A 14,694-nucleotide genomic window follows, 5' to 3' on the forward strand; every position below is an offset into this window, starting at 1 on the left:
TCGACGAGCTGTCGTACCAGGGTCAACATCCAACCAGCCCGAAAACGTTCCCGCTCGTGGCCTTTCCGCGAAAAATTTTTTCCGGGGACGGTCGTGTGTTGCCCGTTGGCGGCGAATGTGCCGTATTGCGTGTCTTGGGTGCTTACGGGTTCGCGCTCTCTTGCTGTCTCGTCCTCCCGGCTGGGTTGCCGGTTGTTCATGAGGACGTGCCCGGAGCCTAAATGGTTCATGCCCCAAAGGGAACGTGATATGTGCTTCACTCCATCGAGGGATCGAACAAGCATGCGAGGCTGGACTAGTGTGAGGTGCCGACGAGGGTGGCGTTACACCGGCTCTACCAGGGCTCGGTACCCTCTGAGCGGCGACCGAAGCCGCCCCCTTACCCAGAAGGGGGCCATCTGAAATTCAGCGAGGAGCGAACCGCGTGACCGCCGAGACGTCCGTGCCGTCCACAGCGCTGCTGGCAGGAGCAGACCGCGACGGTTCCAACTACACCGCGCGGCACCTGCTCGTCCTCGAGGGCCTGGAAGCCGTGCGCAAGCGCCCCGGCATGTACATCGGCTCGACCGACAGCCGCGGTCTCATGCACTGCCTGTGGGAGATCATCGACAACTCGGTGGACGAGGCCCTCGCGGGTGTCTGCGACCGCATCGAGGTGATCCTGCACGACGACGGCTCCGTGGAGGTGCGGGACAACGGCCGCGGTATCCCCGTGGACGTGGAGCCGAGGACCGGCCTGTCCGGTGTCGAGGTCGTCATGACCAAGCTGCACGCGGGCGGCAAGTTCGGCGGCGGCTCCTACGCCGCCTCCGGCGGCCTGCACGGCGTCGGCGCCTCCGTGGTCAACGCGCTCTCCGCCCGCCTCGACGTCGAGGTGGACCGGGGTGGCCACACGCACTCCATCAGCTTCCGGCGGGGCGTGCCCGGTGCCTTCGCCGCCGACGGTGCCGAAGCGAAGTTCGAGGCCAAGAGCGGCCTGCGCAAGACCAAGAAGATCCCCAAGACGCGCACCGGCACGCGCGTGCGTTACTGGGCCGACCGCCAGATCTTCCTCAAGGACGCCAAGCTCTCCCTGGAGAACCTGCACCAGCGCGCCCGGCAGACCGCGTTCCTGGTCCCGGGCCTGACCATCGTCGTCCGCGACGAGTTCGGCCTCGGCGAGGGCGGCAGCAAGGGGGAGGAGTCCTTCCGCTTCGACGGCGGCATCAGCGAGTTCTGCGAGTACCTGGCGAACGACAAGGCGATCTGCGACATCCTCCGCTTCTCGGGCAAGGGCACCTTCAAGGAGACCGTCCCGGTTCTGGACGAACACGGCCAGATGACACCGACCGAGGTCACTCGCGAACTGGGCGTCGACATCGCGCTGCGCTGGGGGACCGGTTACGACACGACGGTCAGGTCGTTCGTCAACATCATCGCCACCCCCAAGGGCGGTACCCATGTCGCCGGCTTCGAACAGGCCCTCACCCAGACGCTGAACGACGTGCTGCGCGCCAAGAAGCTGCTGCGCGTGGCCGAGGACAACGTCGTCAAGGACGACGCCCTGGAGGGTCTCACCGCCGTCGTCACGGTCCGGCTGGCCGAGCCGCAGTTCGAGGGGCAGACCAAGGAGGTCCTCGGCACCTCGGCGGCCCGCCGCATCGTGAACAACGTGGTCGGCAGCGAGCTGAAGGCGTTCCTGACGGCCACCAAGCGTGACGCCGCCGCCCAGGCCCGGGTCGTCATGGAGAAGGTGGTCGCCGCCGCCCGCACCCGGGTCGCGGCCCGCCAGCACAAGGACGCCCAGCGCCGGAAGACCGCCCTGGAGTCCTCCTCCCTGCCGGCCAAGCTCGCCGACTGCCGCAGCGACGACGTCGACCGCAGCGAGCTGTTCATCGTCGAGGGCGACTCCGCGCTCGGCACGGCCAAGCTGGCGCGCAACTCCGAGTTCCAGGCCCTGCTGCCGATCCGCGGCAAGATCCTGAACGTGCAGCGGTCGTCGGTGACCGACATGCTCAAGAACGCCGAGTGCGGGGCGATCATCCAGGTCATAGGAGCGGGCTCCGGCCGCACCTTCGACATCGACCAGGCCCGGTACGGCAAGATCATCATGATGACCGACGCCGACGTGGACGGCTCGCACATCCGTTGCCTGCTGCTCACGCTGTTCCAGCGCTATATGCGGCCCATGGTCGAGGCCGGCCGGGTCTTCGCCGCGGTGCCGCCGCTGCACCGCATCGAGCTGATCCAGCCGAAGAAGGGCCAGGAGAAGTACGTCTACACGTACTCCGACCGCGAGCTGCGCGACAAGCTCATGGAGTTCCAGAGCAAGGGCATCCGGTACAAGGACTCCATCCAGCGTTACAAGGGCCTGGGTGAGATGGACGCCGACCAGCTGGCCGAGACCACGATGGACCCGCGCCACCGCACCCTGCGCCGCATCAACCTCTCCGACCTGGAGGCCGCCGAACAGGTTTTCGACCTGCTGATGGGCAATGACGTGGCTCCCCGCAAGGAGTTCATCTCCAGCTCGGCCGCGACGCTGGACCGGTCCCGCATCGACGCGTAGCCGCCGCGCCGGGCGCCGGCCGACATGTGCGAAAGCGGCTGGGCCGAGGATGGGAGCGGCCCGGCCGACGGGATGGGAGCGGCTGGCCGGCCGGATCGATCGGTGACCGGCTGGCGCGGTGGGCGGGACCTGGCCGGGAGCGGCTGGGGCCCGCCTGGGGCCGTGGGTGCACGGTCAGGGCTGAGGCGGGGCGGTGCCGGTGCCGGACCGGCCTGGGCCGCCTGCTGTCGGGTCGGGCGCTGTGCGGTCGGGTGCTCGACGGGCGGAGCCGCCGACGAGGAACGCAGGTGTCGCCGCCGGCCTCCGTCCTGCTCGCACCCGTTCCGTCCTGGCCCCGCCCACCTGGTCAGCGGGCCCTTGCCCACCGCACCCCTGCCTACCGCACCTCCGCGTCCCCGCGCCCACGCATCGCACCTCAGCGCACCGCGCCGCAGGGCCCCACGCGGCTCTCACTCCGCCCGTCGCCCCGTCCGCCTTCCCTCGCCTCCGTCCCCTTCCCTCCGGCCCCGATGCCTCCCCAGCCTCCGACCCGGAGCGTTTCTCCACCCGTGGGTGGAGGCGGGCCGCTCTGGGTTTCCACCCGTGATCCACCCCGGGTCCGATCAGCCGACCTGCGAATTTCCGTAGCTTTGAAGGCGTCGGCAGCGCTCGCTCCGACCCCCCTTCCCGCTCACGGAGGCTTGGATGTCCGGGCTCGTCAACGCGCTGGCGATCGTGGCCGTCGTCGCCGTCGTGATCGCCAGGCAGTTCGGTGCCCGCGCGATCGCCACGGACCGGCGCTGGTGGCTGCTGCCCGTGGTCCTCGTCGTCATCGCGTTGCGCGAACCCGGCATACTCGACGCCCACCACCGCGCGGAATCCGCCGCCCTGCTCACGGCCGAACTCGTCATCGGCCTGGCCACCGGCGTGGGCTGGGGCTGGACCACCCGGCTCTGGACGGCGCCGGACGGCACCGTGTGGACCAAGAGCACCAAGGCGAGCATCGCCGTATGGACCGTGGGCATAGCCCTGCGAGCCGGTGTCTTCGCCTTCGGCGCCGCACTCGGCCTGCGTCAGGACAGCTCCGCGCTGATGCTCGGCCTCGCCGGCACGTTGCTGGTCCGCGGCGGGATCCTGGCCTGGCGGGCCCAGTCCTTCGCCCCAGCGAGGCGCCTTGCCCCGGCATACGGTGGCGACAACCCGTCGGCCTGGAAGGAGCGCGTGTGACAGAGAACGCCTGGACGCGCTGGCCGTCACGCGAAGCGCTCGGCCCTATAGGCCTCAGCCGGCCCCGGCGGCTGCTCGCCTGGACGGTCCGCCTGCTGGTGCTGTCCATGCTGCTGTGGGCCGCCTTCAGCCAGCGGCACGTCGGCCCGTGGGGGGCGCTCACGGCGGCGGCGGGGGTGGCCCTCGCCGCTCTCGTCTCCTGGGCCTTCTTCCGGACGACCTACGAGCACCGGCTGGTGCCGTCCCTCGCGCTCATGGGGGTGCTCCTCGGCATCGCGGCCACCGCCGAGGCGACGGGATTCAACGGGCCGGCCCTCGTCATCTGGTGCGGCTGCGGAGTCAGCGCGCTGGAACGGCTGCCGCTCGGCACAGCGGTCCCCGTGGCGACGGCGGCGCTGGCCTCATACTCCGCGTTCACCGACGACGCCTGGCTGACCGCGGCCGCGACCGTGGCCGGCCTGGCCCTCGCCGGGTACGTCCTGCGGCTGGACGCGGAAGCCCGGGGCAATGCGCAGCGGCTGCTCGCCCAGGAGCGCGCCGCCCGTGAGGCCGAGGCCGAGTCCGCGGCGCTCGCCGAGCGGGCCCGCATCGCACGGGAGATCCACGACGTACTGGCACACAGCCTCTCGGCGCAGCTCGTGCACCTGGAGGCGGCCCGGTTGCTGATCGAGAACGGAGCGGACCGGGAACGGATCCTGGAGCGGGTGGTGGCCGCCCGGGGAATGGCCCGGGACGGACTCGCCGAGACCCGGCAGGCGCTGTCCGCGCTGCGCGGCGAGCTGACCCCGCTGGAGGACTTCCTGACCGAACTCGCCCGGACGGCCGACGGCGCCGAGGTCACCGTCACGGGTGAACGCAGACCCCTGTCGGCCGAGGCGTCCCAGGCCGTGCGGCGGGTGGCACAGGAGGCGCTGACGAACGTCCGCAAGCATGCTCATGGCGCCAGAGTGGATGTCCGGCTCGACTACAGCGAGCACGAAGTCACCCTCAACGTCCGGGATTCGGGTGGCCGGCCGGGCGAACTCGACGGATCCGGAGGCGGGTACGGTCTGCTGGGCATGCGAGAGCGCGCCGAACTGCTGGGCGGTTCGCTGGACGCGGGGCCGGTCGGAGAAGGGTTCGTGGTGACACTGAAGGTGCCCGTATGACAGAGACGGAGGGGCAGGAGAAGATCGCGCGGGTGGTCGTCGCCGACGACCAGACCGTGGTTCGTGAGGGCATCGTGATGCTGCTGGGGCTGCTTCCCGGTGTGGAGGTCGTGGGAGCCGCGGGCGACGGCGAGGAGGCTGTGCGGCTGGTCGGTGAACTCGCGCCGGATGTCGTCCTGATGGATCTGAGGATGCCGCGCTGTGATGGCGTGGAGGCCACCCGGCGGATCCGGGCGCAGTACCCCGGGACCCAGGTCGTGGTGCTCACCACCTTCTCGGACGACGAGTCGCTGTTTCCCGCGTTGCGGGCCGGCGCCCGGGGGTATCTGACCAAGGACGCGGGCGGTGACGAGATCGTGCGTGCCGTGCACAGCGTGCTGTCGGGCGACGCGGGACTGTCGCCGAGCGTCCAGAGACGGCTGCTGGAGCGATTGTCGCGACCGGAGCCCGAGCCCGTACCAGCGGCCGGTCAGGCGCCCGACGGGCTGACCACCCGGGAGAGCGAGGTCTTGGTGCTGATCGCCGAGGGGCTCAGCAATCAGCAGATCGCTCGCAGACTGCATGTGTCGACCGCGACCGTGAAGACCCACATCAACAACCTCTTCGCCAAGGCGGGCCTGAAGGACCGGGCGCAGGCCGTGCGGTACGCCTACAGCAAGGGGCTGGCGAAGCCGCCCACCCGGTGACTCGAGATCATGGCCGGCGGCCTGGACAAGGTCATCCACCTGCCAAAAGTCGGTCAACGCATTCGTCAAGACGCTCAAGTGAATGTCCACCCACAGCGCCGCCGAGAAAGCCGAGGCCGGCTTGATCAGGAGCTACACGACACAGTTCGTCAGCGCGGTCGAGTGACCGACGTCCGCCGCCCGCCGCCCGCCGTCCGCCGTGCGCTCAGGCGTGGCTCGCCCAGACATAGCGGTGCTCCGGGCGGCCCGCGTCGCCGTACTTGAGGGTCAGCCGGGCCCGGCCGGTGCGTTCCAGCAGCTTCAGGTACCGCTGGGCGGTCTGCCGGCTCACCCCCGTCCGCTCGGCGATCTCCTGTGCGGACAGCGGGCGTTCGGCGCTCAGCAGCGCCTGGCGCACCAGTTCGGCCGTCGTGGGGGAGTGCCCCTTGGGCAACTCGGGTTCCGAAGGGGCGGACAGCGCGCCGAAGATACGGTCCACCTCCGCCTGCTCCGCCTCGCCGCCGCCGTCCAGGGTGCGCCGCAGCTTGGCGTACGCCTCCAGCTTGGCCCGCAGCCCCGCGAAGGCGAACGGTTTCACCAGGTACTGCAACGCCCCCTGACGCATGGCCGCCTGCACGGTCGACACGTCCCGCGCCGCCGTCACCATGATCACGTCGGTCTGGTGGCCGCGCCGGCGCATCTCCCGGACCACCGCGAGACCGGTGTCGTCGGGCAGGTAGTGATCCATCAGCACCAGATCGAGCCGTGGCAGGCTCTCCACCTGACGCAGCGCCTCGGCCGCGCTGTGCGCCTCGCCGGCCACATGGAAACCGGGCACCTTCTCGACGTAGGCGGCGTTGACGCGGGCCACACGGATGTCGTCGTCCACGACCAGTACCTCGATCATCACGCCTCCTCCTCGGCGACGGTGACGGCGACCGCGGAGGTCCCCGCGGGCTCCCCGGACCCCGCGGGCACCAGTCGGGGCTCGGCCAGCGCCTCGGGCAGTACCACGGTGAACTCCGCGCCGCCGCCGGCCGCCGGGCCCACGGTCGCGCTCCCGCCCTGCCGCTCGGCGAGCCGCCGGACCAGGGAGAGTCCGATCCCCCGCTTGCCGTGGGCGGGCGGCTTCTTGGTGGACCAGCCCTCCGTGAAGATCAGCTCTCGCTGGTCCTCCGGCACTCCGGGGCCGGTGTCGCGCACCCGGAGGACGACCGTACGGCCCTCGGCGCGCAATTCGACCTCCACGCGCGCGTGCGGGGTGGCCGCGACCGCGTCGAGGGCGTTGTCGACGAGGTTGCCCACCACCGTGACCAGCCCCCGCGGATCGACCAGCCGGTCCGGGAGCCGGGTGTGCTCCGACACCCACAGGGCGACGCCGCGCTCGGCCGCCACGGTCGCCTTGCCCACCAGGAGCGCGGCCAGCAGCGGGTCCCGGATCCGTTCCGCGACCTGCTCGGCGGTGGCCCGGTGATCCCCGACCACCTCGCCCACGAACTCCACGGCGTCGTCGTACATCTCCAGCTCCAGCAGCCCCAGCAGGGTGTGCATGCGGTTGGCGTGTTCGTGGTCCTGGGCGCGCAGCGCGTCGATCAGCCCGCGCGTGGAGTCCAGTTCGCGCCCCAACTGCTCCAGCTCGGTGCGGTCGCGCAGGGTGGCCACGGCACCGCCGTCCCCGGTGGGCGTACGGTTGGCGACCAGGACGCGCTGGCCGCACACGGTGAGCAGGTCGGTGCCGGTCACCCGGCCGGCCAGCACATCCGTCGTACGGCCCGCGCCGAGGGCCTCGTCCGGGGTTTGCCCGAGGGCCTCGTCGCCGATCGCCAGCAGCCGTCGTGCCTCGTCGTTGAGCAGGCGGACGCGGCCGCCCCGGTCCAGCGCCACCACCCCCTCCCGGATGCCGTGCAGCATCGCCTCGCGCTCCGCGAGCAGCGCCGAGATGTCGGAGAAGGCCAGGTCCCGGGTCTGCCGCTGGACCCGCCGGGAGATCAGCCAGGCGGCCAGCGCGCCCACCGCCAGGGCACCGCCGGCGTATGCGAAGAGTCCCGGGATGGCGCTGATCAGCCGCGCCCGCACACTGTCGTAGGCGATGCCGACCGAGACCGCGCCGACGACGTGGTGACCGGCGTCGTACAGCGGCACCTTGCCGCGCGCCGAGCGGCCCAGGGTGCCCTGGTCGATCTCCATGACCTCCTTGCCGGACAGGGCGTCGGAGGGATCGGTGGAGACGCGCCGGCCGATCTCCGAGGGCGTGGGGTGCGACCAGCGCACCCAGTCGCGGTCCAGCACCACGATGTACTCGGCGTGCGTGGCCCGCCGGATCCGCTCGGCCTCCCGCTGCACGGGGCCGTTGCCGCTCGGGGCGGTGGTGCGGACGCCCTCCGCGATCTGCGGGTCCTGCGCGGTGGTCTCGGCGATGGCGAGCGCCCGCCGCATCGCCTCCTGGTCCAGCTGTTTGCTCAGCGGCGCCAGGAAGAGCCCGGTCGCGAGCACCGCGACCCCCGCGGCGATCGCCACCTGCATCAGCAGCACCTGGGAGAACATCCGCCGGGGCAGACCGAGGCGCAGACGGCGTACGGGGGGAGTGGAGCGCATACCCACGACGGTACGTGGGGCGGCCGGAAGCCCCCAGCGGGTGTGGTGTGGATCTCTTGATCAACTATTGATCAACATGGATGGGGCACGCGCCGGGTCAGCACGCCAGCGCCGTCGGCCGCAGCTCGCGCACCTCGACCACGTCCATCCGCGCGGGCGTGCCGAGGACCTCCGCGCCGCAGCTCTCCGGGCGGGGCGGCAGCGACGCGCCCTGGGCCACGGTGACCCGCCACCGGCGGCCGTCGGCGTGGGCGACGGTGACCTCCCAGCGCGGGGCTGTGCCCTCGGTCCGTACGACGCTCAGCACAGCCGCCCGGTACTCGTCCGCGGCCGTCCGCACGGCCAGCTCCGCCGCCTGGCCGGGCCGCTCCCACGCGGAACACCCCCGGCACCCCTCGACCAGCACGCGCCCCTCCTGGACGCCGTGCAGGGCCTCCTTCACGGTGTGGGCGCCGGCGCGCCCGTAGGCGTAGCCGTACGGCAGGACGAGCACCGTGGGAGCGAACCGATGTCCACCCAGATGGGTGACCTCCCAGACGCCGCGCACTCCCGACGCGACCAGCTCGGTGGCGAGGGGGCGGCCCAGGAGGGCGCAGCAGCGGTCGCGCTTGCCGTTGGTGCACACGAGGGCCAGCGGATCACCCTGGTGGGGCCGCCCGCCGAGCACCGCGCCGAAGGACCGGTGGTCGCCCGCGCCGAGCGCGGCGAAGTCCAGGCCCAGCAGGTTTCGCGGCTCGACGGTGGTGGCGCCGTGCAGCCACACCCGCCCGGGGACGGTGTGCGCGGCGTACACCTGCCGCACCGGGGGCGGCCCGGGGTCGGCGTGGCGTCCGGGACGGCGGATCAGTGCGATCCGCACGCCGGTTCCGTCGGCGGCGGCCTCCAGCGCACGGCCCAGCGCGGGATCGAGATGGCTGGACGTCAGGGCCTTGGCACCCCACGGGCCCGGCTGTTCCAGCAGCAGCCACGTCGTCGCCGTGGCAGCCGTACCGGACACCGGCTCGTCGAGCACCCGGGACACGGTCGCACACCTACTCACAGAGGTGAGCCTAACCTGACTTCCCCCGTGCTGACTTGCGGGCCCGCCGTGCCCTACTCCGGGAGGGGGCGGGGCGGGCGCGGGCCGACGTAGTGCCCGCTGGGGCGCATGCGCAGCGGGCGCTCGCCGTACTCCTCCAGGGCGTGCGCGATCCAGCCCGCGGTCCGCGCGACGGCGAAGATCGTCTCTGCGGCCGTGGCCGGCATGCCGCAGGACACGGTGAACACCGCGAGCGCCAGGTCGACGTTGGCGTGCAGCGGGGTGTGCCGGGCGGTGGTGGCGACGATGTCCCGGGCCGCGAGCAGCGGCGACTCCGCGCGCGGGATCCGCTCCAGCAGCTCGAACAGCACCCGCGCGCGAGGGTCCTCGCCGGTGTACAGCCGGTGGCCGAGGCCGGGGACGCGGCGGCCCGCGCGCAGCTCTTCGGCGATCACCGGGACCGCCGTGCCCTGGTCGAGCACGTCCAGGAGCATCCGGTGGGCCAGGCCGCCGGCCGCGCCGTGCAGCGGGCCCTCCAGCACACCGAGCCCGGCCGAGACGGCCGCGTACGCGTGCGCCCGGGCCGAGGCGGCGACCCGGACCGCGAGGGTGGACGCGGCCAGGTCGTGGTCGGCCAGCAGGGACAGCGCCGTGTCCAGGACGCGCAGGGACGCCTCGTCGGCCGGCCGGCCGGTCAGCCGGGCCCACAGGCGGTGGGCCAGCGGACCGTCGTCCTCGTGGTCGTACCCGACCGGCGGCAGCGCGGCGACGAGGGTGGGGATGAGGGTGCGCGCCGTGTGCAGCACGGCCTCCTCGGACAGGTCGAAGCGCAGCGGGTCCTCGGCCGCCGCGGCGATCGCCGCCACCCGCAGCCGGTCGACGGCGGAGGCGTGTCCGGACAGCGCCTTCACCGCGCGGCGGGCGAGTTCGACGGTGGCCTCGGGCGCGGTGAACGTCGCCCCCGGCGCGGGCCGGCCGGTCCACAGCCACTCCGCGACCTCCTCGTAGGAGTGGCGGCCGGCCAGCTCCACCGCGTCGACGCCGCGGTAGTAGTACCGGTCCTGCTCGATCAGCGTGATGCGGGTGCGGACGGACAGTTCGCCGCCGGTGCCCGGGCTCCCGGCGGCCTCCCGGCGGTTGCGGCGGGCGAGCGCCTCGACCTCCCCGGCCTCGAAGGTGCTGGTCCGGCCGCCGGACTCGCGTCTGCTGCTGAGCAGGCCGCGGCTCACGTACGCGTAGACCGTCTCGGGCTTCACACCGAGCAGTTCGGCGGTCTCCTTGGTGGTCAGCCGGCGCCCGGGGTGGTGGGGAGCGGTGTCGTGATCGCGCATGGGGGTCACCGTAGCCGCCTCTGCACATATTGATCGGCGAGTGTTGATTCAAGCAACGTTGACCCGGTTATTGACGATCGGATCAAGCCCGGGCCCGGAGCCGGTGCGGGCCGCTCGTATCCTGGACCCTCCGTCCATGCCCGTCCGCGCACGGGGCGCGAGCCGGTGCGCGCTGGTACGTCTGAGAGGTCGCCCGTTGGGGAACAGCTTGGCAAGCGGCGGCAGTCCGCGGCAGATCCCGGTCGTCGTACTCGCCGGTTTCCTGGGCTCCGGGAAGACCACGCTCCTCAACCACCTGCTGCATCGCAGCGGAGGCAGCCGCATCGGGGCCATCGTCAACGACTTCGGCGCCATCGAGATCGACGCCATGGCCGTCGCGGGCGCCCTCGGCGACTCCACCGTCTCGCTCGGCAACGGCTGCCTGTGCTGCGCCGTGGACGCCAGTGAACTCGATGTCTACCTGGACCGGCTCGCCGCGCCTGCCGCCGGCATCGATGTGATCGTCATCGAGGCCAGCGGGCTGGCCGAGCCACAGGAACTCGTGCGCATGGTCCTCGCCAGCGAGCACCCGGGCATCGTCTACGGCGGCCTGGTCGAGGTGGTCGACGCCGCCGAGTTCGACGACACCCGCGCGAAGCACCCCGAGACCGACCGGCACCTCGCCCTCGCGGACCTGGTCGTCGTCAACAAGCTCGACCGCGCGGGCGACGCGGACCGGATCCTCGGGCTCGTCCGCTCGCTCACCGACCGCGCGGCCGTCGTCCCCGCCACCTACGGCCGGATCGACCCCGAGTTCCTCTTCGACTGCCGGCCCACCGAGGAGCGCGTCGGCCAGCTGTCCTTCGACGACCTGCACGACCACGACGACCCGCACCACGCCGGTCACCTGCACACCGGCTACGACAGCGCGTCCGTCACCTCCGCCGTCCCCCTGGAACCCCGCCGGCTCATGCGGTTCCTGGACAGCCGGCCCGAAGGGCTGTACCGGATCAAGGGCTACGTCGACTTCGGGCCGTACGACGCGGCCAACCGCTACGCCGTACACGCCGTCGGCCGGTTCCTGCGCTTCTACCCGGAACCCTGGGCGCCCGGCGACGAACGCCTCACCCAGCTCGTGCTGATCGGCTCCGGCATCGACGCGGACGCACTCCGCAAGGAACTGGAGGCGTGCGGGAACGACGCCCCGCACGCCGACGAGCACGGCATGTGGGGCGTCCTGCGCTACGTACAGGGACCGGACGAGGCGGACGCCGACGTGGAGGAACCGCCCGCCGTGGAGTAGCCGCCGCCCGGACCGCCCGCCGAGGGGCGGCCGCCGCCCGGGCGCATCCGGCCTGTGCCGGGCGCATCCAGCCTGTGCCGGACGGTCCAGCCCGTGCCGGACCGTCCGGGTGTGCTGTCCGGACCGCCTAGAGCACCGGCCCCGCCACCACCGCCACCGTCTTCGGCAGCGACGTGCCCGAGCCGTCCCGGCGCGGGTCCGGCTCCGGCAGCTCCGCCGGGGTGCCGTTCTTCTGTGCCGCCCGCGCCGGGGCCGGGCCCGCCCAGGCCAGCGACAGGCAGTCCTCGCCCTTCAGGAACCGCTGGCAGCGCACCCCGCCGGTGGCCCGGCCCTTGCGCGGGTACTGGTCGAACGGGGTCAGCTTGGCCGTCGTCTGCACCGAGTCGTCCAGCGTGCCGCGCGAGCCCGCCACCGTGAACACCACCGCGTCGGCGGCCGGGTCGACCGCCGTGAAGGAGATCACCTTCGCGCCCTCGGCGAGCTTGATGCCCGTCATGCCGCCCGCCGGACGGCCCTGCGGGCGCACGATGGAGGCCTGGAAACGCAGCAGTTGCGCGTCGTCCGTGATGAACACCAGGTCCTCCTCGCCGGTGCGCAGCTCCACCGCGCCGACGATCCGGTCCCCCTCCTTGAGCGTGATGACCTCCAACTCGTCCTTGTTGGACGGATAGTCGGGCACCACCCGCTTGACGACACCCTGCTCGGTGCCGAGCGCCAGACCCGGCGACGACTCGTCCAGCGTGGTCAGGCAGACCACCGTCTCGTCGTCCTCCAGGGAGACGAACTCCGCCAGCGGGGCCCCGCCCGAGAGGTTCGGCGCGGTCGTCGGCTCGGGCAGCTGCGGCAGGTCGACCACGTTGATCCGCAGCAGCCGGCCCGCCGAGGTCACCGCGCCGATCACCCCGCGCGCGGTCGTCCGCACCGCCGAGACGATCACGTCGTGCTTGACCCGCTTGCCACCCGCCTGCGGAAGCGGCGCGTCGGTCGCCGTACGGGCCAGCAGCCCCGTCGACGACAGCAGCACCCGGCACGGGTCGTCGGCCACCTGGAGCGGCACGGCGACCGGCGTGGCCGCGGACTCCAGCAGGACCGTGCGCCGGTCGGTGCCGAACTTCTTCGCCACGGCGGCCAGTTCGGCCGAGACCAGCTTGCGCAGCTCCGCGTCCGACTCCAGGATCCGGGTCAGCTCCTCGATCTCCGCGGTGAGCTTGTCCTTCTCCGCCTCCAGCTCGATCCGGTCGTACCGGGTGAGCCGGCGCAGCGGCGTGTCGAGGATGTACTGCGTCTGCACCTCGCTCAGCGAGAAGCGCTCGATCAGGCGCTCCTTGGCCTGCGCCGAGTTGTCGCTGGACCGGATGATCCGGATGACCTCGTCGATGTCGACCAGCGCGGTCAGCAGGCCCTCGACCAGGTGCAGCCGGTCGCGCTTCTTGCCGCGGCGGAACTCGCTGCGCCGCCGGACCACGTCGAAGCGGTGGTCCAGATAGACCTCCAGCAGCTCCTTCAGGCCCAGCGTGAGCGGCTGGCCGTCGACCAGGGCGACGTTGTTGATGCCGAAGGACTCCTCCATCGGGGTCAGCTTGTACAGCTGCTCCAGGATCGCCTCCGGCACGAAGCCGTTCTTGATCTCGATGACCAGGCGCAGGCCGTGCTCGCGGTCGGTGAGGTCCTTGACGTCCGCGATGCCCTGGACCTTCTTCGCGTTGACCAGGTCCTTGATCTTCGCGATGACCTTCTCGGGGCCGACCGTGAACGGCAGTTCCGTGACCACCAGGCCCTTGCGGCGGGCGGTGACGTTCTCGATGGACACCGTCGCGCGGATCTTGAAGGTGCCGCGGCCGGTCGCGTACGCGTCCCGGATGCCGTCCAGGCCCACGATCCGGCCGCCGGTGGGCAGGTCGGGGCCCGGGACGTGCTTCATCAGCGCGTCCAGGTCGGCGTTCGGGTGCCGGATCAGATGGCGGGCGGCGGCGATCACCTCGCGCAGGTTGTGCGGCGGCATGTTCGTCGCCATGCCGACCGCGATGCCCGAGGCACCGTTGACCAGCAGGTTCGGGAAGGCGGCGGGCAGCGCCACCGGCTCCTGCTCCTGGCCGTCGTAGTTGGGCGCGAAGTCGACCGTGTCCTCGTCGATCGACTCGGTCATCAGGCCCGTCGCCTCGGCCATCCGGCACTCGGTGTACCGCATGGCGGCCGGCGGGTCGTCGTTGCCCAGCGAACCGAAGTTGCCGTGGCCGTCGACGAGCGGCACGCGCATGGAGAAGGGCTGCGCCATGCGCACCAGCGCGTCGTAGATCGACGCGTCGCCGTGCGGGTGCAGCTTGCCCATGACCTCGCCGACGACCCGCGCGCACTTCACATAGCCGCGTTCGGGGCGCAGGCCCATCTCGTTCATCTGGTACACGATCCGGCGGTGCACCGGTTTCAGGCCGTCACGGGCGTCCGGCAGGGCGCGCGAGTAGATGACCGAGTACGCGTACTCGAGGTAGGAGCCACGCATCTCGTCCACGACGTCGATGTCGAGGATTCTCTCCTCGAACGAATCGTCGGGCGGCGGGGTCTTCGTGCTGCGGCGGGCCATCGCTGCCTGGCTCCTTCTGATCTGGTCGCTCGCCTACGGGGCGCTTGGTGCTGAAGCGTTTGACGGATCTGACGCCGACCATTGTGGACCGAGGCACTGACAACCCGTGCACGACCCGGTCCGGCCGGCCCGGGCCTCCGCCTGGCGGCGGGGGCGCCCCCAGCGCCGCGGAACCGTCCGGGAAGGGGTCCGACGCAGCGTACGCGATCCGCTGTCGGCGTACGTCCGCGGGAACTTCGCGAAGGCCCCGCACGCTTTGCATACAGTGGCAGGAACGGCAGCACAACCGCGGTTTCCATCAACCGCCTCCGCTCGCGAAG

General features: G+C 71.9%; 10 protein-coding genes. 5 read left to right on the forward strand and 5 right to left on the reverse strand.

Features of this window, described 5'->3' with window-relative positions; all coding sequences use genetic code 11:
• The first annotated feature begins 424 nt into the window (after nt 1-424).
• The 4 genes from IH25_RS0114935 (at nt 425) to IH25_RS0114950 (ending at nt 5,588) form a co-directional block, all read left to right on the forward strand.
• Complete coding sequence (locus tag IH25_RS0114935; RefSeq protein WP_030609065.1) at nt 425-2,548, forward strand: DNA gyrase/topoisomerase IV subunit B; 2,124 nt, start codon at nt 425-427, stop codon at nt 2,546-2,548.
• A gap of 684 nt (nt 2,549-3,232) precedes the next feature.
• The gene (locus tag IH25_RS0114940) at nt 3,233-3,754 is read left to right on the forward strand and encodes a CcdC protein domain-containing protein (protein ID WP_030609067.1); all 522 of its coding nucleotides are present in this window, start codon (nt 3,233-3,235) and stop codon (nt 3,752-3,754) included.
• Nucleotides 3,751-4,902, forward strand: a complete 1,152-nt coding sequence (locus IH25_RS0114945; protein WP_030609069.1) for a sensor histidine kinase — start codon at nt 3,751-3,753, stop codon at nt 4,900-4,902. Before IH25_RS0114940 ends, IH25_RS0114945 begins: the two co-directional genes overlap by 4 nt.
• Nucleotides 4,899-5,588: a response regulator transcription factor gene (locus tag IH25_RS0114950; RefSeq protein WP_030609071.1), complete on the forward strand. Its 690-nt coding sequence runs from the start codon at nt 4,899-4,901 to the stop codon at nt 5,586-5,588. Before IH25_RS0114945 ends, IH25_RS0114950 begins: the two co-directional genes overlap by 4 nt.
• Before the next feature lie 205 nt (nt 5,589-5,793).
• Here the strand turns inward: IH25_RS0114950 and IH25_RS0114960 are convergent, their stop codons facing one another.
• The 4 genes from IH25_RS0114960 to IH25_RS0114975 form a co-directional block, all read right to left on the reverse strand.
• Nucleotides 5,794-6,474 carry a DUF7342 family protein gene (locus IH25_RS0114960; protein ID WP_030609073.1) on the reverse strand — a complete coding sequence of 227 codons (681 nt, stop codon included), beginning with the start codon at nt 6,472-6,474 and terminating at the stop codon, nt 5,794-5,796.
• On the reverse strand, nt 6,474-8,162 hold the full coding sequence (locus IH25_RS0114965; protein ID WP_030609076.1) for a sensor histidine kinase: 1,689 nt from the start codon (nt 8,160-8,162) through the stop codon (nt 6,474-6,476). Before IH25_RS0114965 ends, IH25_RS0114960 begins: the two co-directional genes overlap by 1 nt.
• A gap of 97 nt (nt 8,163-8,259) precedes the next feature.
• Nucleotides 8,260-9,201 (reverse strand): sucrase ferredoxin, encoded by a 942-nt coding sequence (locus tag IH25_RS0114970; RefSeq protein WP_030609078.1) that lies wholly within the window; start codon nt 9,199-9,201, stop codon nt 8,260-8,262.
• 53 nt (nt 9,202-9,254) lie between these two features.
• On the reverse strand, nt 9,255-10,511 hold the full coding sequence (locus IH25_RS0114975) for a citrate synthase (RefSeq protein ID WP_030609082.1): 1,257 nt from the start codon (nt 10,509-10,511) through the stop codon (nt 9,255-9,257).
• Between the two features lie 196 nt (nt 10,512-10,707).
• Here IH25_RS0114975 and IH25_RS0114980 point away from each other — a divergent pair, with 196 nt between their 5' ends.
• A complete protein-coding gene (locus IH25_RS0114980) occupies nt 10,708-11,793 on the forward strand; it encodes a CobW family GTP-binding protein (RefSeq protein ID WP_030609085.1) in 1,086 nt (361 codons plus the stop codon).
• 127 nt (nt 11,794-11,920) lie between these two features.
• Here the strand turns inward: IH25_RS0114980 and IH25_RS0114985 are convergent, their stop codons facing one another.
• The gene (locus tag IH25_RS0114985) at nt 11,921-14,374 is read right to left on the reverse strand and encodes a DNA gyrase/topoisomerase IV subunit A (protein WP_030609088.1); all 2,454 of its coding nucleotides are present in this window, start codon (nt 14,372-14,374) and stop codon (nt 11,921-11,923) included.
• Nucleotides 14,375-14,694: the final 320 nt, after the last annotated feature.

Source organism: Streptomyces achromogenes subsp. achromogenes (assembly GCF_000720835.1).
Lineage (GTDB): Bacteria > Actinomycetota > Actinomycetes > Streptomycetales > Streptomycetaceae > Streptomyces > Streptomyces achromogenes.

Coding starts and splice junctions, on each gene's coding strand:
- IH25_RS0114940 (WP_030609067.1), top strand. CDS start 3,233: ATGTCCGGGCTCGTCAACGCGCTGGCGATCGTGGCCGTCGTCGCCGTC.
- IH25_RS0114950 (WP_030609071.1), top strand. CDS start 4,899: ATGACAGAGACGGAGGGGCAGGAGAAGATCGCGCGGGTGGTCGTCGCC.
- IH25_RS0114960 (WP_030609073.1), bottom strand. CDS start 6,474: ATGATCGAGGTACTGGTCGTGGACGACGACATCCGTGTGGCCCGCGTC.
- IH25_RS0114965 (WP_030609076.1), bottom strand. CDS start 8,162: ATGCGCTCCACTCCCCCCGTACGCCGTCTGCGCCTCGGTCTGCCCCGG.
- IH25_RS0114975 (WP_030609082.1), bottom strand. CDS start 10,511: ATGCGCGATCACGACACCGCTCCCCACCACCCCGGGCGCCGGCTGACC.
- IH25_RS0114985 (WP_030609088.1), bottom strand. CDS start 14,374: ATGGCCCGCCGCAGCACGAAGACCCCGCCGCCCGACGATTCGTTCGAG.